Origin of the sequence: Halopseudomonas sp. Lyrl_26 (assembly GCF_051948695.1) — a bacterium.
Classification (GTDB): Bacteria; Pseudomonadota; Gammaproteobacteria; order Pseudomonadales; family Pseudomonadaceae; genus Halopseudomonas; species Halopseudomonas formosensis.
This window is the reverse complement of sequence record NZ_JAYJLH010000006.1, coordinates 16,923-42,103: the sequence shown is the minus strand read 5'-3', so window position 1 is coordinate 42,103 and position 25,181 is coordinate 16,923. Positions and strand designations below refer to the sequence as shown.

The following is a 25,181-nucleotide window of genomic DNA, read 5'->3' as shown; positions in this document are numbered from 1 at the left end:
TTGTTAGAACTCAGTCGCACCAGAGTGCGCCGTTGACATCGAGAATCTCACCGCTGATGAAGCCGGAGCGTTCATCGAGCAGAAAATGAATGGCGTGGGCCACCTCCTCGGGTGTGCCCATCCGCCCGGCGGGCACCAGCGCCTGCAGACTGGGCGGAAAGCTGTCCGTCATCCGGGTGGCAATCGGCCCCGGTGCAACCGCATTGACCCGCACCCCCTGGGGCGCCAGCTCCTTGGCGAGAAAGCCGGTCAGGGTGTGAATCGCCGATTTGGACATGCCGTAGGCCACGTTACCGGCCCGTTCCGGCTCGGTCGGATCCAGCCAGGGCCGGGCATTGCCGGAATTCTTGCCGACCACCGAACCGATATTGACGATGGCACCGCGCCCGCGGGCCGCCATCCGCCGTCCTACCTGCTGGCAGACAATCACGGTGCCCAGTACATTGATGCGCCAGACCCGCTCGAGCTCGGCGGTCGACAGATCGAGGGCGCGCCCCTGGGAGACCACACCCGCCACGTTGACCAGGGCGGTGAGGCGTCCGTAGCGTTGTTCGGCCTCATTGACCAGGTTGGCCACCGCCTGCTCGTCGGTCACATCCAGACGCCGAAAGGACACCGCAGCAGGCAGCGATGAGCCGGGCTGCATATCCGTGGCCAGCACCCGGTAGCCTTCGTCCAGCAACCGCTGGCAGGTAGCCATGCCGATGGCTCCACAGGCACCGGTTACCAGCGCCAGCCCCCTGTCGTCCGTCATGCCAGCACCTGCGCCACGGTCTGCCCGGCACGCCGGCCATACACCAGCCCGCGCAGCACCGAGGTACCGCCACAGTAGTTGTCGAAATACAGGGCAGCGGCCTCTCCGGCGGCATACAGATTCTCGATCGGCGCGCCATCGATATTGATTACCCGGGCCTGTTCATCGATCTTCAGACCACCGAAGGTGAACACGTTGGCGGAAATGATCGGGTAGGCGAAATAGGGGCCGTCATCCAGCGGCAGCGCCCAGTTGCTCTTCGGCGGATGCAGACCTTCGGTCGCCACGCCGTCAAGTTCCAGCGGTTTCCAGTTACCCGGCCGACAGGCCGCGTTGTACTCGGCAATGCTGCGTTCGACCTGCTCCACCGGCAGCTCCAGCTTGCGCGCCAGCTCTCCCAGCGTCGCCGCTTCGATGGCTGGCTGGTCGGTACGGATGCCCAGGGTGTAATTGGGAATATCCTTGACCTTCTGATCCAGAATGACCCAGGCAATGCCCTCGGTCTGCGCCACGATCTTCCGGGTCACCCGCTCATACCAGGCATCAACTGTGCCCGGCGCCTCATCAGTGAAGCGTTTGCCTTCCTTGTTCAGCAGCACACCGTAGGGGAAGATGAAGATCGACGGCTCGGAAATCCCCGAGCGCGGGTCCACCGGCTCGGCGTGGAAATTGCCGTACTCCCCCGCTGGCGCGGCGCCCATATCCAACGCCATCTGGATGCCCTCACCCCGGTTGAAGTAACCACCCTTGCACACCGGGCGGATAAAGGCGGCCTTGGGGCCGATATAGCGGGTGAGCATTTCCAGGTTGCCCTGAAAACCGCCGGAGGCCAGCATCACCGAGCCCTTGAATTGCAGCGCCCCCTGCTCAACCGACCAGGCCTCCACGCCATCAACCCGGTTCAGTTCACTGCTGATCAACCTGCGCGCAGTCGTCTGATAGAAGAAGGTCACGCCCAACGCCTCGGCCCGGGCGGCCAGACACTCGACAATGGCCTCACCGCCACCCACCGGCAGCAGACGCGGCTGGGTGCTGGTAAGAAACTGGGTCGGCAGAAAATCGAAACGTACGCCCTGCTCCTTCAGCCAGTTGATGGTACCGGGCACGTTTTCGGTAAAGGTGCCGATCAGGCTGGCATCGATGAATGGCTGGTTGCGCGCCTGGGTCGACCATGCCGAGCGCTCGCCCAGCGTCTCGGCGACAAAGTCCGGGTCCTGATAGAAGCCCGCATTCTCGGCGAGGAAGAGGTCAAAATCGTCGGTCACCTCATCATGGCTCTGCATCCGCAGGTAGGCTTCCGTCCAGCGGGTCTGGCCACCGCGCTCCTCGCGCAGCGAGCGTTCCAGCACCGCCACCTTCAGACCCCGCTCCGCTGCCGTCACCGCCGTAGACAGTCCCGCCGCGCCGCAGCCAACCACAATGAGATCAAAGTTCAGTTCAGTCATTTTTGTGCCTCCCTCAAGTGATTGCTACTATAGAAACCCGCTCGAATGGGTTCGAGGCTGGCTGGGCTAATGGGGTTTTAGAAAAACATGAAGAGCAGAATGGACAAACTCTGGGCCATGCAGGTGTTCACCAGAGTGGTGGAATGCGGCAGTTTCAGCCGCGCAGCGGAATCCCTGGACATTGCCAACGCCACCGTCACTGCCAGCGTACGCAACCTGGAAACCTACCTGGGCGTCACCCTGCTCAGCCGCAACACGCGCACCCTGCGCCTTACCGATCCCGGTGAGCGTTTCTTCCATCACTGTGTCGATCTGCTGCGCCATGTGGCCCAGGCCGAAGCCGAAGTGATGGAAGAGACCGGCAACATCAGCGGCCAGCTGCGCATCGAGTCCCCGGCGGCCTTCGGCAAGGAAGTCATTGCCCCACTGCTGGCGAACTTTGCCGACCAGTATCCGGAGTTGCAGATTGCCCTGCGTCTGACTGACCATCCCGAGGGACTGATTGAAAGCGGCACGGATGTGGCCATCCGTATCGACTCGGTGAACGATGCCGACCTGGTCGCCCGCCCGCTGTACCAGGCCCACTATGTGGCCTGCGCCACTCCCAGCTTTCTGCAACGGGCCGGTACACCACAGCACCCTGGCGAGCTGCGTGCAGCCCGCTGTCTGGGACTGTTTCGCAAGGCCAGCTACAACCCGGCGGTCTGGTCCTTCAGCCGCGACGGCGAGCACTACGAGCTGCAGCCCGAGGGCCCCGTGCACTTCAACAGTACCGATGCACTGATTGATGCAGCGCTGGCGGATCGGGGTTACATTTATGTGCTGGATGTGTTTGTTAACCCTCTGATATCGAAAGGGTTACTGGTTGAAATACTGCCCGAATGGAGCACCTACGGCCGAACCTTCTTCAGTGTCACACCCAAGTCGCGTTTCGTTGCTCCCCGCACCCGGGCCTTTATCGACTACATGGCGAGTTGCCTGGACGCGCAACGGCGGGTGCCTGCAGGGGTGCAGGTGAATCTGGAGCACGGCCGCAAATAGCGACCGGGGGTGTGGCGCCCCCGCGCCACGCCAACTATCCGGCATCAAAGTACTATCAGGTAAGCGTCAGTCGTCGCGCGGGTGCACGACAACCCGACATCCCATCAGCATCAGCCTGGCAGCTGCTCCAGCAGCGCCGGCAGCAGCTGCTCCCACTCCGCCACCACTCCCACATTGGCAACCTTAAAGATATCCGCCGCCGGATCCTTGTTGACCGCGAGAATGCAGGTCTCGTTACTGATACCCGCCAGGTGCTGCGGGGTACCGGAAATGCCCACCGCCAGGTAGATGTCGGCACTGACAAAATGCCCGGAAATCCCCACCTGCCGGGCTACCGGCACCATACCCGCATCCACCGCAGGCAGGCTGCCTGCCAGCGCGGCATCGAGTCGGGCGGCGATCTCCTCCAGCAGCGCAAAACCCTGTTCATTGAGTCCGCGCCCGCCGGAGACCACCAGCCCGGCGCCCTGTACCGGAGCCAGGCGCTGTTCGCTGCGGGTCTGCTCCAGCTCCAGCGGCAAGGGCAAGCTGCCACCAAGCTCCACCACCTCGGGCGCCAGCTGGCCGCCGCCGGAGTCGGCCTTGCCCAGCCGCAGACAGGCCACGCCGAGGGCCGCATTCAGCCGCAGACTCAGCGTCCGCCGCCCGCCCCAGACCGAACGTTCCGCCACCCAGCCATCGTCTTCCCAGCTCAGTTGCGTGCAGCGTCCCAGCAGGGTGGCGTCCAGCTGCGCCGCCAGCTGGGCAGCCAGTTCCTCCCCCTCGGCACCCGGCGGCACCAGCAACACTGACTGAGCGCCCTGCCCGGCCAGCGCCTGGGCGGCCGCGCTGGCCAGCGCCAGCGGGTTCTCCCCGTCGGCAAGCTGGCCATGCACCAGCAGCTGCACCCGCGTAGCAGAGGAAAAGCCTGCGCCGGGCACAAGGTCGGATTCGGCGCTGTCACCCAGCAATATCACCTCATGCTCACAGCCCGCCTCGGCGCTGACCCGCTGCGCCGCACCCAGGGTGGCCAGGAGTGCATCCTGCCCCCACGCCAGCGGAATCACCGCGATTATCCTGTGTTCACTCATGCCTCACGCTCCTTGCGCAGATAGGCCAGCAGGGCTGTGGCCTGAGCCTGTACATCACCCTCAAGCATGTGACAGTGCCCGCCCCGCTGCACCTCGCGCGCCGGCAACAGCGCCACCGGCTGGACCGTCTCCGGCCGTTGCGCGGGTGCCTGGACGCAGTCGAAACTCATCTTCTTCGCCATCATCACGTTCTTCATCAGCGGATGGCGCAGCTTGTTGCGACGATCATTGGTCACCGTTGCCACCAGCGGCCCCTGCGGGCGATGCCATTGCTGGCGGGTGCCGCGCTCGCGCAGCAGGCTCAGCTGGCCGTCCTGCCATTCGGCGAACTGCGCCAGCGCAAACAGCGGCAGGCCCAACCGCGCCGCCAGCATGACCGGCAGACCGCCTTCGTCCAGATCACCGAATTCGCGACCGATCAGCACCAGCTCCGGCGTCAGATGCTCCCGCGCGAGCAGATCGGCTATCTGCTCGCTGCTCAGCGCCGCATCCCACGGGCAACTGGGCTGCAGCTGCAGGCAGCGCAGCTGATCGGGCTTGTAAGCCGCGACGCTGCGCAGCAGGTTGTCCTGATTACTGCCGCCCAGTACCAACACCTCGATGCGGCACTCGGGTCGTTGATCGCGCAGCTTCAGCGCCAGCTCCAGCGCACCCTCGTCAAAGGGGCTGAGAATGCGACGGGATTGCCCTGCTTCGCTGATCAGCCCGTTCTCCAGACCGACCTCATGCAGCGGATAGCGGCTGTCCGCCACCCCGGCCAGCAGTACCAGAATATTCATCTCCGCCTCCTGTCAGCCTTGGGCCACCGTCGCCGCTGCCAGCCGACCGAAGATGGCCGCCTTGCCCAGCGCCGAGCCTGTCATGTAAGCCGCGCCGTGCAGGCCACCGACCATTTCCCCCGCCGCCAGCAGCCCTTCGATCGGCTCACCGAACACGTCCTGAACCCGCATCTGCGGATCGACTCGCACCCCGCAGTAAGTGCCGAACACCGCCGCTGTGGACGGGTAGGCATAGAAAGGGGGGCGAACAATGGGACGCAGCTCACCGAACTGATGCACCAGATGCTGACGCCCGAACGCCGGTGTCTCCCCCGCCGTGACCGCTGCGTTATAGGCGTTGACCTCATCGATAAATACCTGCTCCGGCAACTCCAGCAACCGCGCCAGTTGCTCCAGGCTGTCCGCCTCGACAAACAGCCCCTCTTCCAGCCGCCGCTCGAAATCCAGGATGCGTACCCGGTTATCACCGCTGAGCATGATGTCCTGATCGAGAATCTGGTAGGTCACCGCATAGGGTTGCTGCATGCAGGCATCGCCCAGCAGCTTGTAGGACAGCGACTCATCAACATAGCGCCGCGCGTCCTGGTTGACCGCAATCGCGCCCTTGTAGACCGCCAGACAGGCGTGGTGGTTGTTCTCATCCATCGGATGCTTACCGAAGGTGCCCTTGATATGCACCATATCGCGCACATCGGCGCCCAGCGCCCAGGCCATGCGCAGACCATCGCCTTCGTTACCCTCACCGCCGATGAATACCGCCTCGTCATACAGGGGGGCGAAGCGATGGATCATTTCCCGGTCATGCACGAAGCCGCCACAGGCGAGTATCACGCCGCGCTCGGCATGGATCTCCAGGGTACGGCCTGCCTGTTCTGCGGTTACGCCGATCACCCGTCCGCCCATGTCCCGCAGCAGGCGTCGGGCGCGGGTCTGGTGCAGCAGCTCGACCCGGCCGGTATTCAGGGCAGCCTGTTGCAGCTGCCGCACCATGTCCGCCGGGTCCACGTTATGCACTCGGGGCACGGACTGCCCCGAGGCGGTTTCGATGACCGGCTGGAAGCGTACGCCATGCTGTTTCAGCCATTCGTAGGAGGCCAGTTGGTTGTTGGTATAGGCCCGCACCAGGTCCTCGTCACATTCACCCTTGCCCACCTCGACCAGATCGCGGAACAGCAGCTCGGCGGAATCCTCGATGCCGTGCTCGCGTTGCAGATCCGTACCGGCAAAGGCCAGGCAACCGCCGCTCATGGCCGACGAGCCTCCGGTGGCGGCGGTCTTCTCCAGCAGCACCACCTGCAGGCCCGCCTCGGCGGCGCTCAGGGCTGCGGCAAATCCGGCCAGCCCGCCGCCGACCACCAACAGCTGGGTGTTCAGAAAGTTGCTCATGTCAGAGTCCCTCCGCGGGTACGAGCAGCCGCTCGCCCAACCCATAGAAATCGAAGATCTCGCGTACCCGCTGCGGCTCCGGGCGGGCGGAGAAATAGTTGCGATCGCAGCTGGTGGTGCCGTTTGCGCGCTGCAGATCGACCATGCCCTCGGCTTGCTTGATCCAGGCACCCAGCGAATCGAGTACCGGCACCCCGTCCACCTGATTGACCCCATGGGTGGCCAGCAGCACGTTGAGCGGCGCTTCCCCTGGAATGATCACCTCGGCGCCGTCGGCAATCAGCGCGCGGGCAGATGCCTGGAACTGCTCGATCAGTCGACTCGGGTCCTCGAAGGCTTCCAACACATCGGTAAAATGGAAGCCGACGTGACGCACACTGGTCAGCCGCTCACCCAGCCCGTGGCGTATGGCGTTGTCGGTGACCAGTTCGGCCAGTTCGTCAATGAAGACCAGCACGCCGAACCTGCGCCCCAGCATGCATGCCGTAAGCATTGCCGACTCGCCATAGCCCACCACCGGGATACGCAGCAGACTGCGGATCTCCCGCAGCGCAGGCTCCGGCAGGGTGCTGATGGCATAGGCATCGTAGCCCTGGGCCTCGGCATTGATGCCGTTGGCCATGAACTGCAGACCATGCAGGTATTGCAGCGCGGCGTACTTGATGTCGTTGCCGGGATAGTTGCTGCGGTAGGTGCCCGGCTGCATGCCGTGCATGTCGATGACCGTATCCGGGCGCGCCACCTTTCTGAAATGGGCGCGCAGGGCAGCATCATAGGCGCCAAGGTCGGTCAGTACGGTAAAGCTCTGGTGCCAGATACGAATGCTCATGCTTGATCCTCGTGAAGTTGTTTATCAGCGCAGCCAGGTGCACCGCTCTGCTGCCAGGCCGCACTGCGCGCCGCCGCCCCCGCCCCGGCAAGACGCCCCAGCACCGAGCCCGAGGTCAGCCCGGCACCGCCGGCGTATTTGACGTAATAGAGGTTGCCGACCAGTTCGCCGGCGGCGTACAGGCCATCAATCGGCTGCTGCTGTTCATCCAGCACCTGCGCCTGGCTGTCGACCTGCAACCCACCGAAGGTGAAGGTGATGCCACAGGTCACCGCGTAGGCGACAAAGGGTGGTTTGGTCAGCGGGTTGGCCCAGTTGGATTTGGGGATCGCCAGGCCCTCGGTGCAGCGCCCATCGCGCTCCGCCGGGTTGAAGGCAATATCGGTGCGAACCGCCGCGTTGTACTCGTCCAGCGTCTGCAACAGCGCTCTGGCGTTGATGCCTTCGAGTTTGCCGGCCAGCTCCTCGAGGCTGTCCGCCTGAATGCGGGTAGCCTGACGCACCCGGTATTCATCGGGCAGCAGCTGTTCGCTGTGCTGATCGAAGATCTGCCAGGTCACACCACCCGGCTGGCGCAGGACCTTCTCGCCCATGCCGGAATAGGTGTAATTGCGAAAATCCTCACCCTCATCGACAAAGCGCTGGCCATCGGCGTTGACCACCACGCCAAGGTGGAAATAGTTCTTCTGCATGTTGAGCAGGTCGATATCGCCCATCGCCGGAGCATTCAGGTCGTAGAACACCGCATGGCAGCCCGACCAGTTACCGTGGGCTGCGGCACCGATATCCAGCGCCATCTGGATACCGTCGCCGGTGTTGAAACGCGAGCCCCGCACCTTGGCCAGGTCCCAGCCCGGCCCCAGGTACTGGGCGCGCCAGCGCAGGTTGGCGTGAAAGCCGCCGGTGGCGATGATCACCGTGGGTGCGGCAAAGAACTCGCCGCCGGCGGTGAGCACCTGCCAGCGACCATCACCACAGCGGTTCAATCGCTTGGCACGCACACCATAGAAGATCTCCACTTCTTCCCGTTGCGCCCGACTGCTAAGGGCTTCGACCAGCCCCCGCCCGCCCCCGGATACCTCGACGGTCAACCCACCCCAGAACTTGTACCTGCCGTCGACCTTGAACGCCTGGCGGCCATAGATCGGCATGAAGCGCACGCCCTTGGTGGTCATCCAGCGCAGGGTATCCAGGCTCCGGGTGACCACCGTATCCAGCACGTCCGGGTCAGCGCGGTACTGGCTCATGGTCGCCAGCTCACCGAAGAAGTCGTCCTCGGTGTAACTGCCGAAGTCGCTGTTCTCCAGTTCGCTGTCGAGCAGATCGGGCATCAGCAGCCGCAGATCATCGTTACCCTGGTAGGCGACCCGGAAGGCGCCCCCGGTATGGGCCGAGTTGCCACCCTTCTGCTGCTCCGGCGCACGCTCGAGCAGCGCCACCCGGGCACCACTCTCCCGCGCGGACAGCGCAGCACAGAGCCCGGCGTTGCCGCCACCCAGAACGATTACATCGAATGAATGCATACAGCCCCCTGTATCGCCGACGACGTGGAAGTCGGCCATGAACATGGGTGCATTATCAGAGGAGGCTGCGGCCGGTAGGAGTCTTCGGGATCGAAGGGGGTTTTCAGGTTAGCTGTAAAATCGGAGGTGCTGCACGCGCGGATCCCCCCTCTCCCCTCGCGGGAGAGGGCTGGGGAGAGGGGGAAGAGCTTCTTACAGACTCAGGGGTCGGTTCGACGCCTTGATGAATTCCTTTTTCAGATCCTCGAAGGTGTGCACTGCAGGGAACTGCGGGAATTCGGCAATGACGTTGTCCGGTGCATGGAACAGGATACCGGCATGGGCTTCGGACAGCATGGTGGTGTCGTTGTAGGAGTCACCGGCGGCGATCACGCGATAGTAGAGGCTTTTGAAGGCGATGACCGACTGACGCTTGGGGTCCTTCTGGCGCAGCTGATAGTCCACCACACGGTCATTCTCGTCAGTGATCAGCTTGTGGCACAGCAGTGTGGGGAAGCCCAGCTGGCGCATCAGCGGCTGGGAGAACTCGTAGAAGGTGTCAGACAGGATCACCACCTGGAAACGCTCGCGCAGCCAGTTGATGAACTCCACGGCGCCGTCCAGCGGCTTCAGGGTGCCGATCACTTCCTGGATGTCACCCAACTTCAGGCCATGCTCGTCCAGAATACGCAGGCGCTGCTTCATCAGCACATCGTAGTCGGGAATATCCCGGGTGGTCGCGCGCAGCTCGGCGATACCGGTTTTCTCGGCGAAGGCAATCCAGATTTCGGGGACCAGAACACCTTCGAGGTCAAGGCAGGCGATTTCCACAGAATACTCCTGAAGCAATTATGGGATGGCTGATTGGATGGCGTGACAATCTACCGGCTACGCTGGCGTGGTGCAATCTCCAGCCGCCGGCCTGCCCATCATCAATAGCACTGAGGCATAAAACTATAACCAAATAGAAGGACAAGTGCTAAGTGTCAGCGGGTAGAATGTGCGGTACACGATGCTCCGAAGAGAGCTGCAATGCAGGAGAGCCTGATGTCCAGCCCGTTGTTCGATGTTGATGCCCTTGCGGTCGAATATGCCGCCAAATCCCCCCAGGAAGTGTTAAAGCTGGCCTTCGAGCATTTCGATGATCTCTGGCTGTCCTTCAGTGGCGCCGACGACATCGTGGTGCTGGACATGGCCTGGAAGCTCAATCCCGGACTCAAGGTCTTCACCCTGGACACCGGCCGTCTGCACCCGGAAACCTACCAGTTCCTGGAAGAGGTACGCAAACACTACGGCATTCAGCTCGAGGTTCTCTCGCCGGACCACCAGGTGCTGGAAGCCTACGTCCGGGAGAAGGGCCTGTTCGACTTCTATGAAAACGGTCACGGCGAGTGCTGCGGCATCCGCAAGATCGCCCCGCTGCGCCGCAAGCTCGCCACCGTGGATGCCTGGATCACCGGCCAGCGCCGTGACCAGAGCCCCGGCACCCGCGCCAATGTGCCTGTGGTGGAAGTCGATTCGGCCTTCTCCACTGCCGACCGCCAGCTGATCAAGTTCAACCCGCTGGCCAACTACAGCAGCCAGGACGTGTGGAACTACATCCGCATGCTGGAAATTCCCTATAACAAGCTGCACGAACGTGGCTTTGTCAGCATTGGCTGCGAGCCCTGCACCCGTCCGGTCCTGCCCAACCAGCATGAACGGGAGGGCCGCTGGTGGTGGGAAGAAGCCACGCAGAAGGAGTGCGGGCTGCATGCAGGCAATCTGATAGCAAAAAACTAGCATTAAGCCACAGATCCCCATTGCTACTTCCGATCTCGTCAGATAAAAATCATTTCCCTGAGACAAAGGAAGGATCCTGTACTCAAAGGGTCGAGATCATGCAATGAGGGATCATCAATGAAGTGGTACAACTGGCGCGTCTATCGCCTCGCCTACGCGCCTCGCAAGGCACATTGCCGAGAAATCACCGACCGCAACGGTCGCTGGCAACGACTGTTCGGGGGGTGGTTCTTCAGAGTCGGTTGAGACAAGACTGCCAATCGACTCGGACGCGAAAAAGCCCCGACAGCCAGGCTCTCGGGGCTTTTTCTATCAACAGCGGGACACATAAGCCGCTCAGTAGGTCGGCAGGTCGACCGACTCGAACAGCGCCTCCACCTCTGCCCTGATGGCACACTGCAGGACCTCTTCGATCCGCTCGCGAGTCAGGTGCGGTGCGAAGGCCTCGATGAAATCGTACATGAAGCCACGCAGGAAGGTCCCCTTGCGAAAGCCCAGGTGCGTCACGCTGGGTTCGAACAGGTGGCTGGCATCAATCATCTCCAGATCGCTGTCGAGCTTGGGGTCCACCGCCATGCGGGCGACGATACCCACACCCAGGCCGAGTCGCACGTAGGTCTTGAGCACGTCGGCATCCGCCGCGGTGAACACCACCTTGGGTTGCAGTCCCTTGTGACTGAAGGCCTCATCCAGCTTCGAACGGCCGGTGAAGCCGAACACATAGGTGACTATCGGCTGTTCTGCCAGCAGCTCCAGGGTCAGGGGGCCGGCTTCCAGCAGCGGGTGCCCCTTGGGCACTATCACGCAGCGGTTCCAGCGGTAGCAGGGCATCATCACCAGCTCGTTGAACAGCTCCATACCCTCGGTGGCAATGGCGAAATCAGCGGTGCCGTCCACCGCCATCTCACTGATCTGGGTCGGCGTGCCCTGGTGCATGTGCAGGGACACTTCGGGGTAGGCTTCGATGAAGCGGGCAATCACCGGCGGCAGCGCATAGCGCGCCTGGGTATGGGTGGTGGCGAGCGTCAGGGTGCCGCGGCGCTCGTGGCTGAATTCCTGCGCCACCTGCTTGATGTTCTCGCACTTGCGCAGGATCTCTCCGGCAATCTGGATGATGCGCTCACCGGCAGGTGTGATGCGGGTCAGATGCTTGCCGCTGCGGGAAAACACCTCGACGCCCAGCTCATCCTCCAGCAGGCGGATCTGCTTGCTGATGCCCGGTTGCGAGGTATAGAGGCTCTGAGCGGTAGCCGACACATTCAGGCCATGATGGGCCACTTCCCAGATATAGCGCAGTTGCTGCAATTTCATCGATGCAAACCCCCTGTTCGTGCAAGCCCAACATCATGAACCCTTTATAACCGAAATGGTAGATGCAAGGCAGAGCTTAGACCATTAACAGGGATAGTGAAGAGACAGCGACCAATGGCGTGCTGGTAAAACCCCAGGCGCCGCGCAGGGCGCCCGGGACAACGAGCATCGGAGGAGTTCGGCTGCGCTTACTGATAGCCGTCCTGAATGAACTGCAGCATATCCCGCAGGGCCGCGATCCGGGGCATCGGCCGGCCGGCCTGCTCGGCACGGCGCAACGCCTCACCATAGAGGTTGTCCAGCTCCATGGGGCGTTTGTGTTGCCAGTCCTGATGCATGCTCGGCAGATAGTCCGGAATCATCTGGGTACCCATGAGCAGCTTGTCTGCCAGCGCTTCGGGCATCGGATGGCCACAGGCCTCAGCCGCGTCCACCACCTCCTGCATCAGATCACGAATCAGCTGACGACTGGCCGGATTGGCAAGCAGTGCATGGGTGCCGGCGTTAAGTACCACCGACGCACCATTGAAGGGAGCGTTCCACACCAGCTTCTGCCACCGGGCGCTGTCCAGGTTGTCCTGCTCCCGGGCACGCAGGCTCGCCTCGCGGAACATGGCCGCACCCTCGGCAATGATCTGCTCCTGGGCCTGGGCATCCGCCCCACCGGAATGGTAGGCCAGGTCGATCATGCCGTTATCCTGATGCACCACCACGCCCGGACCCTTGCGGTACAGGCACACATAGCACAGCCCGCCGATCAGATGCAGATCCGCCGGCAGCTCATCGCGCAGCTGGTCCTCGTTCCCCAGCCCGTTCTGCAACAGCACGACCCGTGCGCCCGGAGCCGCCGCTTTGGCGATCAGCGGTGCCAGTGCCGCATTGCTGGTCGACTTGGCACCCACCAGCAGCCAGTCGCAGGCAGGCATCTGCGCTGCATCGTCATAGGCCTGAGCCGGATTGAGGTTCAGTTCCCCGTGCACCATGCTGTCGATGGTGATGCCATTCTGCTTGACCGCTTCGTACTCGCTGCGCAGCAGAAAGTGCACGTCATAACCCGCCCGGGCCAGCATCACGCCGTAAAATCCACCGATAGCGCCGGTGCCGATCACACCGATACGTGGCTTCGCCATCCGTCAGTCCCCTCTTTCATGTGCTGTATGAATTGCCACCCATGGTAAACCCTGTACCGCGCCGGCAACAGTCACCAAGCCGACAATGCCCGGGGTCGAACATGTGACATTGATCGGATCAATAGCCCTGACAGGCTAGCCCTGGCAGGCATCCATGCTTTAAGCTGTCCGCCATTTGATGACGGGCTGGCGGTTTGCCGGCCTGACCGACTCGCTGGGAAGGAAGATGGCTGATTTACCTATTAACGATCTGAACGTTGCTTCCAACGAAGCAATGATTACGCCGGCCCAACTCAAGGCCAAAATCCCCATGAGCAAAGCGGCCGAGGCCACCATTACCGAGAGTCGCCAGGTGATCCGCGACATCCTCGATGGCAAGGACCAGCGCCTGTTCATCGTCATCGGCCCCTGTTCCATCCACGACGTGGAAGCCGCCAAGGACTATGCCCGCCGGCTCAAGGAGCTGGCCGCCGAAGTCAGCGACAGCCTCTATCTGGTCATGCGGGTATATTTCGAGAAGCCGCGTACCACCGTCGGCTGGAAGGGGCTGATCAACGACCCCTATCTGGATGACAGCTTCAAGATCGAGGATGGCCTGCACATCGGCCGTCAGCTGCTCAGCGATCTGGTGGAAATGGGTCTGCCCACCGCCACCGAGGCACTGGACCCCATCTCGCCCCAGTACCTGCAGGATCTGATTTCCTGGTCGGCCATTGGTGCCCGCACCACCGAGTCCCAGACCCACCGTGAACTGGCCTCCGGCCTGTCCTGTGCGGTCGGCTTCAAGAACGGTACCGACGGCAACCTGGGTGTCGCCATCAACGCCCTGCAGTCCACCGCCAGCCCGCACCGCTTCATGGGCATCAATGCCGAAGGCCAGGTCTCCATCGTCACCACCCGTGGCAACCGCTACGGCCACGTGGTGCTGCGCGGCGGCAACGGCAAGCCGAACTACGACTCGGTCAGCGTCGCCCTGTGCGAGAAGGAACTGGAGAAGGCCGGGATCAAGCCCAACATCATGATCGACTGCAGTCACGCCAACTCCAACAAGGACCCGGCGCTGCAACCGCTGGTGATGGACAACGTTGCCAACCAGATCGCCGAAGGCAACAACTCCATCGTCGGTCTGATGGTCGAGAGCCACATCGGCTGGGGGAGTCAGCCGATCAACAAGGATCTGTCGCAGCTGCAGTACGGCGTCTCCATCACCGACGCCTGCATCGACTGGGATACCACCGTCAAGGCCGTGCGCAGCATGCATGCCAAGGTCAAGGACGTACTGCCCCAGCGCAAGCGGGCCTGATCGACAGACCCGATGGATCCCGACGCCGGACCGGCGCGGGATCCGGCTTCAGTTCTCAGCCAGCCTGCTGGCGGGACATGTAGCGCTCCATGTAGGAGCAGGAAGGGATCACCTTGTAACCCTGCTCCGCTGCGTACTTCAGAGCCTCGGCGGCCAGCTGTGCTGCCAGCCCCCTGCCCCTCAACGCCTCCGGAACGAAGGTACGATAGATATCCATTGTCTGTTTACCCAGATCCATGTAGGTCAGATAGGCGCGCCCTGCGTCATCATCGATATAGAAAATCCGGCCTTCGATATCGTGCTGAACCGCAACCTCTGAATTCATGGCGACCTCCTACGCGTGCATGGAAATGGGATGTTACACAAATTGACTGGAGCCGGGGGTGAAAGATTCCACCCCGGCATTCCCATCAGGCGGAGACACCCATCCCAAGCGCCATCAGCAACCCGATGGAGAGCAGACAGGCCACCACGGGCACCGCCACTGTCACCACGAACATGTCCTTGTAGGCCTCCCGATGACTCAGACCCATGATCATGAAGGTGGCGATAACGGCGCCGCAGTGTGGCAGCGAGTCCAGACCGCCGGAGGCAATGGCGGCGATACGGTGCAGGATCTCGGGCTGGATGCCCATCTCCAGATAGCTCGGCGCGAGCGTCTGCATGAAGATCTGCAGCCCGCCGGAGGAGGACCCGACAATCGCCGACAGGGTACTGATGGAGGTGAACACCGACAGCAGCGGCGGCAGATTCACACCCAGGATCCACTGGGCGAACTCGCCGAAGCCGGCGGTCTGGGTCACCACCCCGCCGAAGCCGATGACCGCAGCCGTATTGAGCAGCGGCATGACCGAATCCTCGGCACCCTGACCGAACACCTTGCCCACCTGGCGGCGGGCATTGCCGAACAGCAGCACACAGGCAATGGAGCCGACGATCAGCGCGATGCTCGGCCAGATGATCGGCTGCGCTGCACTGAAGCGCAGGAGATCTGCAAACAGACCCTCTGCGCCTGACCAGTCGCCCAGGCCCAGAATCAGTCGCGGCAGCATGATTACCGCCAGTACCAGCGCCAGCGGCAGCAGCGCCAGCCCCCACGGCGGGGCCTCGTTCGGATCACCGATCAGCTGTTCCATGCGCCGGTCCTGCTCGTTCTCGACAAAGCCCTCGCCCGTGGCTCTGGCCAGACGCCACTCGCGCTCCACATACCACATGCCCAGGCCGGCCATGACCACAGCGGCAAACAGCCCTATCCAGCCACCGGCGAACAGGTCGGTGCCCAGGGCGCTGGCGGAGATCACGTTGTGGATGGAAGGCGAGCCCGGCAGGGCTGTCATGGTGAAGGTACCTGCGCCAATGGAGGTGGCAGCACACCAGATACGCTTGGGCAGATTGGCCTCGCGCATCAGGGTGATACCCAGCGGATACATGGTGAACACCACCACGAACACCACGACTCCACCGTAGGTCAGCAACGCACAGACCACCATCCCGACCAGCAGCGTGTGCTTGACCCCGAGCCCGCGGGTAATGGCCACGGCGATGCTCTTGGCCGCCTGACTGGTGGCCATGGCCTTGCCGAAAATGGCACCACAGAGAAACAGCAGGAAGAACTTGCCTGCGAAGGTGTAGGCCCCCAGGGGCCCGAAGGGATAATGCTCCAGCAGTGCCGCGGGCAGCAGTATCCCATTGGGGATAGCCACCACCAGCGCACAGATGACCGAAGCCAGAAAGATGTTCACGCCCCGCAGCGCAAACCAGATCAACAACGCCAGACCAGCGAACAGGCCAAGGTATCCCAGCATACGACGCAATCCTTTTTATGTTTGTGTTATCGCGCCGTCAACATTACCCCAGCTGCTGTAGGGAACAAACCGGTGAATGCACAGGTCACTGTGCTGAATATGCAGAAAAGCAATCTGGTGATGACGGGTGTCAAGATCCGTTTGTCAGATTTGCTGCCATAATTGCATTTGGTGACGAACTGCCTTAAAAAGCGAACCGGCAGGACGTCATTCATTCTGGTCCTGACGATCAGTCCCTTCGATGAGAGTTAAAGGAGTATCACGATGAAAACTGCGCTGAAACTGTCGGCACTGTCCATGGCCGCTCTGCTGGCTGTCGGTTGTGCAAGCAACAAGGGTTATGAAGAAACAAGCGCTCGCCTGTCTGCCAACGAGAATGCAGCAGCCCGCGCTCAATCCACCGCTGACGAAGCCAACCGCAAGGCCGAAGAAGCTCTGGCTGCCGCCCAGCGCGCACAGCAGACTGCTGACGAAGCCAACGAGCGCGCCCTGCGCATGCTCGAGCGTTCCAGCCGCAAGTAACAGGGCTGTTTATCCCCTCCCCTCCAGCAGTCAGGGGGGAGGGGTTTGTCGAATCCCTCAGAACTGCCCGTAGGGCTCACCAATCACCTCCGGTACCCCCTCCTCGGCAAACACCAGATCACGGATCTTCTGCCAGTCCAGGCGGAAACCGGACACCAGTTCATTGCGTTCCTGCAGCAGCTGCTGAATCGCCGCCTGCTTGTCCAGTACAGACGGGAAGCCATGCTCGTCCAGCGGCGTGTGTACTTCCAGATAGAGCTTGCCGTCCATCACACCCAACTTGTAGGGCTGGTTGACTATGGTCACCGGAGTGCCCACCGGCACCTGCGGGAACAGCTCGGTCACATCCTGGTTGTTCATGCGGAAGCAGCCGTGACTGACCCGCATGCCGATCCCGAAGGACTTGTTGGTGCCATGGATCACGTAACCGCTCAGAGCCAGATTCATCTTGTACGGCCCCATCGGGTTGTCCGGGCCCGGCGGCACCACCGCCGGCAGTATCTCGCCCTGGGCAGCATGCTCCTCGCGGATGGACTTGGGCGGATACCAGGAGGGATTGGCTTCCTTGCGTGCCACCCGGGTCTGGCCTATCGGCGAGGACCAGCCCTCCCGGCCGATACCTACCGGCCAGGTACTGACCCGCTGCTCATCCCGGGGATAGAAATACATCCGGTATTCCGGAAGGTTGATGACGATGCCCTCGCGCGGCGCGTCAGGCAGGATATGCATGCCCGGCAGGGTGATCGCCGTGCCGTCGCCGGGCAGCCAGGGATCCACCCCGGGGTTGGCTGCCACTATCTCGTTGAAACCGAAGCCATGGGCATCGGCCAGGTCCGCCAGGGTATCCTCATAGCGCGCCTTGAGGACGCGAACCTCACCCACCAGTTGCTGCCCGCTCGCGGTCAGCGGATAGTCCGCCGCCTGAACGCCGCACAACGGCACAGCCATCCCCAACGCCACCAGCCATCGCTGCAGAAGCTTCACCGGGGCTCCCCCTCTATGCATACAGATCATACTGTTGAGTCTCTGGCACTGTCCCGGTTCCCGGGCGCGCAGCGGAACGGCGACCGGCCGCGCGCATGGTTCGGGCCACGTCCACGCACTGCGGACACAGGCTGCGAAGCGATTGCCGCTGCAACTCCCGGTACACCGGCTGCGACGGCAGCAGATCACCGCACAGCGAGCGCTCCAGCGGCGCATCCAGCCGCAGATTGATATCCACCAGATGTACGTGCCAGGGATCACCCACAAACAGGTCCTGCTGCTCGTCCTGTTCCACTACACACCAACGCTTGGCCATCCAGGACAATGTCACCTGACCTGCTCCTTACCGTGAATCGATGCCGTCCAGCCACTGCCGGATGACGGGCCAGGCATTATCCAGCAAAAGCGGCTGCGCTGCAGCGCCCGGGTGAATGCCGTCGTCCAGCATCAGTTCCGGAACAGTGCCGACGCCCTCCAGCAGAAAAGGCACCAGCGGCACATCCAGGCTCTGCGACAGGTCGACGAATACCTGTTCGAAGGCATCGTTGTAACGGGGGCCGTAATTGGGCGGGATGCGCATGCCCAGCAGTATCACATCCGCACCGCTGGCCCGGGACTGCTCCACCATCGCCGAAAGATTCTGTTGCATATTGGCCGCCGGCAATCCGCGCAGCCCGTCATTGCCCCCGAGCTCGATGATCACCAGCTCCGGCTGCACCTGCTCCAGCAGCACTGGAAGCCGCGCCAGCCCGCCCGCCGTGGTCTCTCCGCTGACCGAGGCGTTGACCACCCGGTGGGGATAATCCTGATCCGCAAGGCGCTTCTGCAACAGTGAAACCCAGCCCTGCTCGATTTCCAGACCGAAGGCGGCGCTGATACTATCGCCGATCAGCAGGATATTCTGCGCCGGCACGGGCAGCGCCAGCAGCAACAACAACACGCCCGCGGCGCATCTTTTCAGGACAGTCATCAAGGCCGATTCCATGTCAGAGAGCGTTATCACTGCCCGCCACCTTAGCAAAGTCGTAAATGCCCCGGAAGCCAGGCTTACCATCCTCGACAATGTCAGCCTGGACATCTCCCGCGGCAGCAGTGTGGCAATCGTCGGCGCCTCCGGATCGGGCAAGTCCACCCTGCTGAGCCTGCTGGCGGGGCTTGATCTGCCCAGTACCGGCGAAGTGATTCTGGCCGGCCGCTCGCTGACCGGGCTCGACGAGGACCAGCGCGCCGCCCTGCGGGCCGAGCAGGTCGGTTTCGTCTTCCAGTCCTTCCAGTTGCTCGACAGCCTCACCGCGCTGGAAAACGTCATGCTGCCGCTGGAACTCGACGGCCGCCGCGACGCCGCCAACCGCGCCCGGCATCTGCTCGGCCGCGTCGGTCTCGACCACCGCCTGACTCACTATCCGCGCCAGCTGTCCGGTGGCGAACAGCAGCGGGTCGCCATTGCCCGCGCCTTCGCCAGTGATCCTGCGATCCTGTTCGCCGATGAGCCCACCGGCAATCTGGATGCGGCCACCGGCGCACGTATCACCGACCTGCTGTTCGAACTCAACCGGGAACAGGGCACCACCCTGGTTCTGGTCACCCATGACGAGCGCCTGGCCCAACGCTGCGCCAGCGCCCTGCACCTGGACGCCGGACGGCTGCAGGAGAACTCCGCATGAGCGGCGATCTGCCACTGGCCTCGCGCCTGCTGTTGCGCGAGTGGCGTGCCGGGGAGCTTCGGGTCATGCTCCTGGCGCTGCTGATCGCCGTCACGGTCAGCACCGCCATCAGCTTCTTCACCGACCGGCTGCAACGGGGCATGGTCACCCGCGCCGCCGAGTTTCTCGGTGCCGACATGCGCCTCTCTTCCCGGGACCCATGGCCCGATGAGGCTCTTCAAGAAGCCATCAAGAACAGTCTGCAACACACTGATATCGTTGATTTTTCCAGCATCACCTCAAGCGAAACCGAGATGCTGCTTTCCAGCATCAAGGCCGTCGGGCCGGGCTACCCGCTGCGGGGCGAGGTGCGCATCAGCGATGAGCCCCATGGCTCGGAGCGCACCGCCACCGCAATCCCGGAGCCCGGCACCGTCTGGGTTGAAGCCAGGCTGCTGAGCCAGCTGGACATGCAGGTCGGCGATCTGCTGGAAGTGGGCTATGCCCAGCTGCGGGTGGCTGCAGTATTGACCCATGAACCCGATCGCGCCGGCGACTTCTACAGCCTGACTCCCCGGGTATTGATGAACCTTGGCGACCTGCCGGCAACCCGGGTCATCCAGCCGGGCAGCCGGGTGCGTTACCGCCTGCTGGTCAGCGGCGAGGAGGCCGATCTGCAACGCCTGCGCAGCTGGCTGGAACCACGCCTGGAAAGTCACCAGCGCATCACCTCGGTGGCCGATGACAATCGGCAGATCGGCAGCGCTTTGACCCGCGCCAACCAGTTCCTCGGGCTCGCCAGTATCGCCGCCGTGGTGCTGGCCGGAGTCGCCGTGGCCCTGTCCGCCAGTCGCTTTGCCCAGCGCCACTTCGACACCAGCGCCCTGCTGCGCTGCCTGGGTGCCAGCCGCACCCGCACCCTGCGGCTGTTCCTGCTGCAGTTGCTGGGTCTGGGCATCATCGCCACCCTGCTCGGCCTGGCCAGCGGCTGGCTGATGCAGGCCGGGCTGGTATACCTGCTTCGCGAACTGCTGCCGCCGGACCTGCCAGGCGCCGGCCTGCGGCCTCTTCTGGTGGGCGCAGCTACCGGCATGGTTTCCCTGTTCGGCTTTGCCCTGCCACCCCTGCTGCGCCTGGGCCGGGTTTCCCCCCTGCGCGTGCTGCGCCGGGAGCTGACGCCGCTGCCCGGCAGCGGCTGGTTCATCTACGGGCTTGCCTTGTCCGCCCTGAGCCTGCTGATGTGGCAGTTCACCGATAATCTGCCGATGACCCTGGCAGTAATAACAGGAGGCGCCATTGCCGCCCTGCTGCTGGGCACCCTGGCCTGGCTGCTGCTGCGCGCCAGCGGCGAGCGGCTGCGCCACCTCGGGCTGGCCTGGCGTCTGGGCAGCGGCCAGCTGCTCAAGCACCCCGCTGCTGCGGCAGGTCAGGTCCTGGCCTTCGGTCTGATTCTCATGGCCATGGTGGTGATCTTCATTCTGCGCACCGAGCTGCTGGATACCTGGCAGGCCCAGTTGCCCGACGACGCTCCCAACCACTTCGCCCTCAACATACTGCCGGATGAGGAACAGGCCTTTGCCCAGGCGCTGGGCGAGATAGGCGCCACCAGCGCCCCGCTCTACCCGGTCACCCCGGGCCGCCTCACCAGCATCAATGGCCAGCCTGTGCGCACCCAGGTGACCAAGGACAGCCCGGGCGAGCGGGCCATCAACCGGGACCTGAGCCTGACCTGGGCCAGCGAACTGGCCCCCGACAACGAACTGGTCACAGGGCACTGGTGGCCGGACCTGCCCGAGGCAGAGGGCCATCGCGTCTCGGTCGAGGCGGAGCTGGCCGGGAGTCTGGGCATAGGCGTGGGCGACCAGCTCGGCTTTGTCATTGCCGGCACTACCCTGGAAGCCGAGGTCAGCAGTATCCGCAGCGTCAACTGGGACAACTTCACCCCCAACTTCTACATGGTGTTCTCCCCCGGCGCGCTGGACGGCATGCCCACCACGCTGCTGACCAGCTTCCACCTGCCGGCGGATCAGCGCGAGGGTCTGCGCCAGCTGACCCGCGCCTTTCCAGCCATGACCCTGCTGGAAGTCGAAGCCATTCTCGCCCAGCTGCGCGACATCCTGCGCCAGGTCACCATCGCCGTGGAATATGTTCTGGTATTCGTGCTGCTGGCCGGCTTCACGGTACTGTTCGCCTCGCTGCAGTCGACCCTGGATACCCGCTTATACGAAGGCGCCCTGCTGCGTACCCTCGGCGCCCGCCGGCAACTACTGCGCCAGGCCAACCGCCTGGAGTTCACCCTGCTCGGCACCCTCGCCGGCCTGCTGGCGGTGCTCGCCGCCGAGCTGGTCACCTGGCTGCTCTACCGCTTCGCCCTGAATCTGGAATGGCAACCGCACTACCTGCTGTGGCTGCTGGTCCCCGGCGCCGGCGCCCTGCTGATCGGCCTGGCGGGAGCGCTGGGCACACGGGCAGTGGTCAATCAGAGTCCGCTGGGGTTGTTGCGCAGGGGGTAGTGGGCTCGGCGCTCCCGGAAGGAGCTGGGAGAGACGAGCACCAGCTCGTCCACGGGCTGCCGGGGTGAAGCGCACCTGCGCTACGCCTGAGTGCTGGTCCGCGAGACAACGCCTGTCGTCGAGCGGGTGCCCGAGTTCAGCTCTTCTCATACTCGATCGAATTGATATACCACACCGTCGTCCCCGCCTCGGTGGTCACTTGCGCCTCGTCATCCACCTCCTTCTTCAACAGCGCCCGCGCCATGGGCGAGTCGATGGAGATGTAGTCCTTGCGGTCGAAGATCTCGTCGTAACCGACGATCCGGAATCTGAGCTTGCGCCCTTCCTCATTCTCGATCTCCACCCAGGCGCCGAAGAACACCCTGCCCTCCTGCTCCGGCCGGTAGTCCACCACCTTCAGGTATTCCAGACACTTGCGCAGGTAGCGCACCCGCCGGTCGATCTCCCGCAGGCGCTTCTTGTTGTACTGATAGTCGGCATTCTCGCTGCGATCGCCCAGGCTGGCGGCCCAGGTGACCTTGCGCGTGATCTCGGGGCGTTCCACGCGCCAGAGATGGTCCAGTTCCTGACGCAGATTCTCGTAACCCTGACGGGTAATCAACGGGGTTTTCAACGGCTACTCCTTCCATCACCTGCTGCAGGTGGTCGGCTGAACGAAATGCCTCAAGCAATCGGTCTTGAAAGTGCGTATACTACGCGATCTTCAATCCCCCAAGGTTTACTTCCCGTATGTCCGATACCGCTCCGGCGGCACCGCAATTTGCCGATCTTGGCTTGCCTGCACCGCTTCTTGAGGCCCTCAACAGCCTCGGCTATGAAACACCTTCTCCCATCCAGGCCGAGGCGATCCCGACGCTGCTGGCCGGCGAGGACCTGCTGGGCCTGGCCCAGACCGGCACCGGCAAGACCGCTGCCTTTTCCCTGCCCCTGCTGGCAGGCATCGATGTCAGCCTGCGCGCCACCCAGGCGCTGATTCTTACCCCGACCCGCGAGCTGGCTCTGCAGGTCGCCGAAGCGCTGCAGCGCTATGCGCAGAACATGCGCGGTTTTTCCGTACTGGCCCTGTACGGTGGTTCCCCCTTCGCCCCCCAGTTCAAGGCGCTGGAACGTGGTGCCCATGTGGTAGTGGCAACCCCCGGTCGTCTGACCGACCACATGCGCCGTGGCAGCATCAAGTTCGACAACATCCGTTTCCTGGTCCTCGACGAAGCGGATGAAATGCTCAAGATGGGCTTTGCCGACGATCTGGAAGCCGTCTTCGAAAAGGTGCCCGAGCACACGCAGAAAGCGCTGTTCTCCGCCACCATGCCCGCCGGCGTGCGTACCGTGGCCCGCAATCACATGCGCGAGCCCAAGGAAATCCGTCTGCACAGCGGCAAGAGCAGCAGCCTGGACACCATCACCCAGAAAGTCTGGGAAGTGGCCAACCACCACAAGCTGGACGCCATGACCCGCCTGCTGGAAGTCGAGCCGGTGGAAGCCATGATCGTCTTCGTTCGCACCAAGACTGCCAGTCTGGAGCTGTCCGAGCGTCTGGAAGCCCGTGGGTTTGCCGCCGCGGCGCTGAACGGCGACCTCAGTCAGCAACTGCGTGAGCAGGTGGTCGACCGCCTCAAGCGCGGTCTGCTGGACATTGTCGTGGCCACTGACGTGGCGGCCCGAGGTCTGGACGTGGAGCGTATCTCCCACGTACTCAACTACGATCTGCCCCACGACAGCGAATCCTACGTACACCGCATCGGCCGTACCGGTCGCGCCGGTCGCTCCGGGACCGCCATCCTGTTCGCCACCCCGCGCGAGCGTCGACTGCTGCACCTGCTGGAGAAGGCTACCGGCCAGAAGATCGAGCAGCAGGCACTGCCGACCGCCGACGCGGTACGCAGCGGTCGCCTGAGCAAGCTGGCCACCCGTCTGCAGACCGCTGCCGAAGGCACCGGCTCGCTGCATCGGCAGCTGGTCGAGGAGCTGCTGCAGGTGACCAACATGGAACCCCTGGAGCTGGCTGCCGCCCTGCTGGCGATCCTGCCCGGCGCCAAGACCCTGATCGAGCCCGTGGCCGATCTGCCGGTCGCCCCGCCACGTCGCGAGCGCGAGATAGGTGATGACCGTGACGCCGGCCTGGTCCGCTACAAGGTCCAGGGTGGCCGCTCCAACAACCTGATGCCCAAGCCGCTGGTCGATGTACTGGTCAAGCATGGTGGCCTGCGCCGTCAGCAGATCGGCCACATCAAGATGTTCACCGAACACACCGGTGTCTATCTGCCCCAGCTGGACCAGTCGGTGCTCAACAAGCTGGCCGGCGTGGAAGTCAACGGCGTCGCCCTGCAGATCCGCGAATGGCCGCTGCCACCCGGTGAAGTCGAACGTCCGCGCAGCCCCCGCCCGCCGCGCAAGGATTTTGCCGGCAAGCCCCGCACCAGCAAACCGGCGCGGCGTGCCTGAGTAGCCACTGATGCAGTGGGTCGATATCGGCGTCAACCTGCTTGACGCCGCCTTTGACAAGGACAGGGACCAGGTGCTGGAACGCGCCTGGGAGTCCGGGGTCAGCCAGATGGTACTGACCGCCACCACCGTGGAAGAGTGCGCTGCCCTGCAGACACTCTGCAACACCGACCCGCACCGGCTGTTCTGCACGGCGGGTATCCATCCCCATCACGCCCGTGACTGGAGTGCCGATACCGAAGCCGATCTGCGCCTGCTGGCCCAGTCCGACCCGGTGCGGGCCATCGGTGAATGCGGCCTGGACTTCAATCGGGACTTCTCCCCACGCCCGATGCAGATCAGCGCCTTCGAGCGTCAACTGGAACTGGCGGCGGAGCTGGGCTATCCGGTCTTCGTGCATGAGCGCGAGGCCAGCGACACGCTCAGCGCCATCCTGCGGGATTTCCGCGACCGTCTGCCCGCTGCGGTAGTGCATTGCTTCACCGCCGATAGGGACGCCCTGTACCGCTACCTCGATCTGGATCTGCATATCGGCATCACCGGCTGGATCTGTGATGAACGCCGGGGCACCCACCTGCAGCCGCTGGTTCGGGATATCCCCGCCGGACGACTGATGCTGGAAACCGATGCGCCCTGGCTGCTGCCGCGCACCCTGAACCCCAAGCCGAAGAACCGTCGTAACGAACCCGCCTTCATCCCCGAAGTGGCCACCATGGTCGCCCGCTGCCGAGAGGAAAGTCTCGAGCAACTGGCCGCCCACACCACAGCAACCGCCCGCGCCTTCTTCCGCCTCGACGCGCCTGATGGCAGCCAGCTGACATAAGCGCAGCGGCTGAAACACGGGGGCAGTAAAAACCTCGTCCAGCCCCTTGCTACCAGCTAGTCTCCCCTGCGCCCTTGAGCTATTCTGTGCGCAATCGGCTGTCCCTTCGGGAATGGA

The 25,181-nt window shown here is 63.3% G+C and carries 24 protein-coding genes; 8 read left to right on the top strand and 16 right to left on the bottom strand.

Going from position 1 to position 25,181, the window contains the following annotated elements; genetic code table 11:
• Positions 1 to 10 precede the first annotated feature (10 nt).
• Positions 11 to 754, bottom strand: a complete 744-nt coding sequence (locus tag VF673_RS09625) for an SDR family NAD(P)-dependent oxidoreductase (RefSeq protein WP_440291773.1) — start codon at positions 752 to 754, stop codon at positions 11 to 13.
• Positions 751 to 2,199, bottom strand: a complete 1,449-nt coding sequence (locus VF673_RS09620) for an FAD-dependent oxidoreductase (protein ID WP_440291772.1) — start codon at positions 2,197 to 2,199, stop codon at positions 751 to 753. Before VF673_RS09620 ends, VF673_RS09625 begins: the two co-directional genes overlap by 4 nt.
• Before the next feature lie 99 nt (positions 2,200 to 2,298).
• On the opposite strand from VF673_RS09620, the gene VF673_RS09615 reads away from it, so the two are divergent.
• Entirely contained in the window at positions 2,299 to 3,240 is a 942-nt protein-coding gene (locus tag VF673_RS09615) for a LysR family transcriptional regulator (RefSeq protein WP_440291771.1), read from the top strand.
• A gap of 110 nt (positions 3,241 to 3,350) precedes the next feature.
• Here the strand turns inward: VF673_RS09615 and VF673_RS09610 are convergent, their stop codons facing one another.
• The 6 genes from VF673_RS09610 to thrH form a co-directional block, all read right to left on the bottom strand.
• A complete protein-coding gene (locus VF673_RS09610) occupies positions 3,351 to 4,310 on the bottom strand; it encodes an electron transfer flavoprotein subunit alpha/FixB family protein (RefSeq protein ID WP_440291770.1) in 960 nt (319 codons plus the stop codon).
• Entirely contained in the window at positions 4,307 to 5,089 is a 783-nt protein-coding gene (locus VF673_RS09605; RefSeq protein ID WP_440291769.1) for an electron transfer flavoprotein subunit beta/FixA family protein, read from the bottom strand. The genes VF673_RS09610 and VF673_RS09605 overlap by 4 nt, the downstream gene beginning before the upstream one ends.
• Before the next feature lie 12 nt (positions 5,090 to 5,101).
• Positions 5,102 to 6,475, bottom strand: coding sequence for an FAD-dependent oxidoreductase (locus VF673_RS09600; protein ID WP_440291768.1), 1,374 nt, complete (start codon positions 6,473 to 6,475; stop codon positions 5,102 to 5,104).
• Position 6,476: 1 nt separating this feature from the next.
• On the bottom strand, positions 6,477 to 7,304 hold the full coding sequence (locus tag VF673_RS09595; protein WP_440291767.1) for an aspartate/glutamate racemase family protein: 828 nt from the start codon (positions 7,302 to 7,304) through the stop codon (positions 6,477 to 6,479).
• The gene (tcuA, locus tag VF673_RS09590) at positions 7,301 to 8,827 is read right to left on the bottom strand and encodes an FAD-dependent tricarballylate dehydrogenase TcuA (protein ID WP_440291766.1); all 1,527 of its coding nucleotides are present in this window, start codon (positions 8,825 to 8,827) and stop codon (positions 7,301 to 7,303) included. Before tcuA ends, VF673_RS09595 begins: the two co-directional genes overlap by 4 nt.
• Positions 8,828 to 9,019: 192 nt before the next feature.
• Positions 9,020 to 9,637 (bottom strand): bifunctional phosphoserine phosphatase/homoserine phosphotransferase ThrH, encoded by a 618-nt coding sequence (gene thrH, locus VF673_RS09585; RefSeq protein WP_440291765.1) that lies wholly within the window; start codon positions 9,635 to 9,637, stop codon positions 9,020 to 9,022.
• Positions 9,638 to 9,853: 216 nt separating this feature from the next.
• Here thrH and VF673_RS09580 point away from each other — a divergent pair, with 216 nt between their 5' ends.
• On the top strand, positions 9,854 to 10,588 hold the full coding sequence (locus VF673_RS09580; protein ID WP_440291764.1) for a phosphoadenylyl-sulfate reductase: 735 nt from the start codon (positions 9,854 to 9,856) through the stop codon (positions 10,586 to 10,588).
• Between the two features lie 336 nt (positions 10,589 to 10,924).
• Here the strand turns inward: VF673_RS09580 and cysB are convergent, their stop codons facing one another.
• Both cysB and VF673_RS09570 read right to left on the bottom strand, forming a co-directional pair.
• On the bottom strand, positions 10,925 to 11,899 hold the full coding sequence (cysB, locus tag VF673_RS09575; RefSeq protein ID WP_440291763.1) for an HTH-type transcriptional regulator CysB: 975 nt from the start codon (positions 11,897 to 11,899) through the stop codon (positions 10,925 to 10,927).
• Between the two features lie 188 nt (positions 11,900 to 12,087).
• Positions 12,088 to 13,029 (bottom strand): putative 2-dehydropantoate 2-reductase, encoded by a 942-nt coding sequence (locus VF673_RS09570; RefSeq protein ID WP_090537082.1) that lies wholly within the window; start codon positions 13,027 to 13,029, stop codon positions 12,088 to 12,090.
• A 226-nt stretch (positions 13,030 to 13,255) separates the two neighbouring features.
• Between VF673_RS09570 and VF673_RS09565 the strand changes: the two genes are divergently transcribed.
• Positions 13,256 to 14,332, top strand: coding sequence for a 3-deoxy-7-phosphoheptulonate synthase (locus tag VF673_RS09565; RefSeq protein WP_090537084.1), 1,077 nt, complete (start codon positions 13,256 to 13,258; stop codon positions 14,330 to 14,332).
• Between the two features lie 55 nt (positions 14,333 to 14,387).
• Here VF673_RS09565 and VF673_RS09560 read toward each other — a convergent pair whose 3' ends face one another.
• On the bottom strand, positions 14,388 to 14,657 hold the full coding sequence (locus VF673_RS09560) for a GNAT family N-acetyltransferase (protein ID WP_090537086.1): 270 nt from the start codon (positions 14,655 to 14,657) through the stop codon (positions 14,388 to 14,390).
• A gap of 85 nt (positions 14,658 to 14,742) precedes the next feature.
• Positions 14,743 to 16,137: a GntP family permease gene (locus tag VF673_RS09555; protein ID WP_440291762.1), complete on the bottom strand. Its 1,395-nt coding sequence runs from the start codon at positions 16,135 to 16,137 to the stop codon at positions 14,743 to 14,745.
• A gap of 264 nt (positions 16,138 to 16,401) precedes the next feature.
• Between VF673_RS09555 and VF673_RS09550 the strand changes: the two genes are divergently transcribed.
• A complete protein-coding gene (locus VF673_RS09550) occupies positions 16,402 to 16,659 on the top strand; it encodes an Lpp/OprI family alanine-zipper lipoprotein (RefSeq protein ID WP_090537091.1) in 258 nt (85 codons plus the stop codon).
• A gap of 57 nt (positions 16,660 to 16,716) precedes the next feature.
• Here VF673_RS09550 and VF673_RS09545 read toward each other — a convergent pair whose 3' ends face one another.
• Genes VF673_RS09545 through VF673_RS09535 form a run of 3 tightly spaced genes read right to left on the bottom strand, consistent with a single transcriptional unit; the run spans position 16,717 to position 18,613 of the window.
• Positions 16,717 to 17,607, bottom strand: coding sequence for a L,D-transpeptidase family protein (locus VF673_RS09545; protein WP_440291852.1), 891 nt, complete (start codon positions 17,605 to 17,607; stop codon positions 16,717 to 16,719).
• A gap of 49 nt (positions 17,608 to 17,656) precedes the next feature.
• A complete protein-coding gene (locus tag VF673_RS09540) occupies positions 17,657 to 17,974 on the bottom strand; it encodes a hypothetical protein (protein WP_440291761.1) in 318 nt (105 codons plus the stop codon).
• Positions 17,975 to 17,986: 12 nt separating this feature from the next.
• Positions 17,987 to 18,613 carry an arylesterase gene (locus tag VF673_RS09535; protein ID WP_440291760.1) on the bottom strand — a complete coding sequence of 209 codons (627 nt, stop codon included), beginning with the start codon at positions 18,611 to 18,613 and terminating at the stop codon, positions 17,987 to 17,989.
• A gap of 13 nt (positions 18,614 to 18,626) precedes the next feature.
• Between VF673_RS09535 and VF673_RS09530 the strand changes: the two genes are divergently transcribed.
• A complete protein-coding gene (locus VF673_RS09530) occupies positions 18,627 to 19,307 on the top strand; it encodes an ABC transporter ATP-binding protein (RefSeq protein ID WP_440291759.1) in 681 nt (226 codons plus the stop codon).
• Positions 19,304 to 21,799 carry an ABC transporter permease gene (locus VF673_RS09525; RefSeq protein WP_440291758.1) on the top strand — a complete coding sequence of 832 codons (2,496 nt, stop codon included), beginning with the start codon at positions 19,304 to 19,306 and terminating at the stop codon, positions 21,797 to 21,799. Before VF673_RS09530 ends, VF673_RS09525 begins: the two co-directional genes overlap by 4 nt.
• Before the next feature lie 136 nt (positions 21,800 to 21,935).
• Here the strand turns inward: VF673_RS09525 and greB are convergent, their stop codons facing one another.
• Positions 21,936 to 22,412: a transcription elongation factor GreB gene (gene greB, locus VF673_RS09520; protein WP_273124114.1), complete on the bottom strand. Its 477-nt coding sequence runs from the start codon at positions 22,410 to 22,412 to the stop codon at positions 21,936 to 21,938.
• 116 nt (positions 22,413 to 22,528) lie between these two features.
• On the opposite strand from greB, the gene VF673_RS09515 reads away from it, so the two are divergent.
• On the top strand, positions 22,529 to 24,241 hold the full coding sequence (locus VF673_RS09515) for a DEAD/DEAH box helicase (RefSeq protein WP_440291757.1): 1,713 nt from the start codon (positions 22,529 to 22,531) through the stop codon (positions 24,239 to 24,241).
• A gap of 10 nt (positions 24,242 to 24,251) precedes the next feature.
• On the top strand, positions 24,252 to 25,064 hold the full coding sequence (locus VF673_RS09510) for a TatD family hydrolase (RefSeq protein ID WP_440291756.1): 813 nt from the start codon (positions 24,252 to 24,254) through the stop codon (positions 25,062 to 25,064).
• Positions 25,065 to 25,181: the final 117 nt, after the last annotated feature.

What these genes read in the sequence shown, in the direction of transcription:
- VF673_RS09615 (WP_440291771.1), top strand. Translation starts at nt 2,299, where the DNA reads ATGGACAAACTCTGGGCCATGCAGGTGTTCACCAGAGTGGTGGAATGC.
- VF673_RS09555 (WP_440291762.1), bottom strand. Translation starts at nt 16,137, where the DNA reads ATGCTGGGATACCTTGGCCTGTTCGCTGGTCTGGCGTTGTTGATCTGG.
- VF673_RS09600 (WP_440291768.1), bottom strand. Translation starts at nt 6,475, where the DNA reads ATGAGCAACTTTCTGAACACCCAGCTGTTGGTGGTCGGCGGCGGGCTG.
- VF673_RS09605 (WP_440291769.1), bottom strand. Translation starts at nt 5,089, where the DNA reads ATGAATATTCTGGTACTGCTGGCCGGGGTGGCGGACAGCCGCTATCCG.
- VF673_RS09535 (WP_440291760.1), bottom strand. Translation starts at nt 18,613, where the DNA reads ATGACTGTCCTGAAAAGATGCGCCGCGGGCGTGTTGTTGTTGCTGCTG.
- VF673_RS09580 (WP_440291764.1), top strand. Translation starts at nt 9,854, where the DNA reads ATGTCCAGCCCGTTGTTCGATGTTGATGCCCTTGCGGTCGAATATGCC.
- VF673_RS09560 (WP_090537086.1), bottom strand. Translation starts at nt 14,657, where the DNA reads ATGAATTCAGAGGTTGCGGTTCAGCACGATATCGAAGGCCGGATTTTC.
- tcuA (WP_440291766.1), bottom strand. Translation starts at nt 8,827, where the DNA reads ATGCATTCATTCGATGTAATCGTTCTGGGTGGCGGCAACGCCGGGCTC.
- VF673_RS09625 (WP_440291773.1), bottom strand. Translation starts at nt 754, where the DNA reads ATGACGGACGACAGGGGGCTGGCGCTGGTAACCGGTGCCTGTGGAGCC.
- VF673_RS09610 (WP_440291770.1), bottom strand. Translation starts at nt 4,310, where the DNA reads ATGAGTGAACACAGGATAATCGCGGTGATTCCGCTGGCGTGGGGGCAG.
- VF673_RS09550 (WP_090537091.1), top strand. Translation starts at nt 16,402, where the DNA reads ATGAAAACTGCGCTGAAACTGTCGGCACTGTCCATGGCCGCTCTGCTG.
- VF673_RS09545 (WP_440291852.1), bottom strand. Translation starts at nt 17,607, where the DNA reads ATGGCTGTGCCGTTGTGCGGCGTTCAGGCGGCGGACTATCCGCTGACC.
- cysB (WP_440291763.1), bottom strand. Translation starts at nt 11,899, where the DNA reads ATGAAATTGCAGCAACTGCGCTATATCTGGGAAGTGGCCCATCATGGC.
- VF673_RS09530 (WP_440291759.1), top strand. Translation starts at nt 18,627, where the DNA reads ATGTCAGAGAGCGTTATCACTGCCCGCCACCTTAGCAAAGTCGTAAAT.
- VF673_RS09620 (WP_440291772.1), bottom strand. Translation starts at nt 2,199, where the DNA reads ATGACTGAACTGAACTTTGATCTCATTGTGGTTGGCTGCGGCGCGGCG.
- VF673_RS09570 (WP_090537082.1), bottom strand. Translation starts at nt 13,029, where the DNA reads ATGGCGAAGCCACGTATCGGTGTGATCGGCACCGGCGCTATCGGTGGA.
- VF673_RS09595 (WP_440291767.1), bottom strand. Translation starts at nt 7,304, where the DNA reads ATGAGCATTCGTATCTGGCACCAGAGCTTTACCGTACTGACCGACCTT.
- VF673_RS09510 (WP_440291756.1), top strand. Translation starts at nt 24,252, where the DNA reads ATGCAGTGGGTCGATATCGGCGTCAACCTGCTTGACGCCGCCTTTGAC.
- VF673_RS09525 (WP_440291758.1), top strand. Translation starts at nt 19,304, where the DNA reads ATGAGCGGCGATCTGCCACTGGCCTCGCGCCTGCTGTTGCGCGAGTGG.
- VF673_RS09565 (WP_090537084.1), top strand. Translation starts at nt 13,256, where the DNA reads ATGGCTGATTTACCTATTAACGATCTGAACGTTGCTTCCAACGAAGCA.
- VF673_RS09515 (WP_440291757.1), top strand. Translation starts at nt 22,529, where the DNA reads ATGTCCGATACCGCTCCGGCGGCACCGCAATTTGCCGATCTTGGCTTG.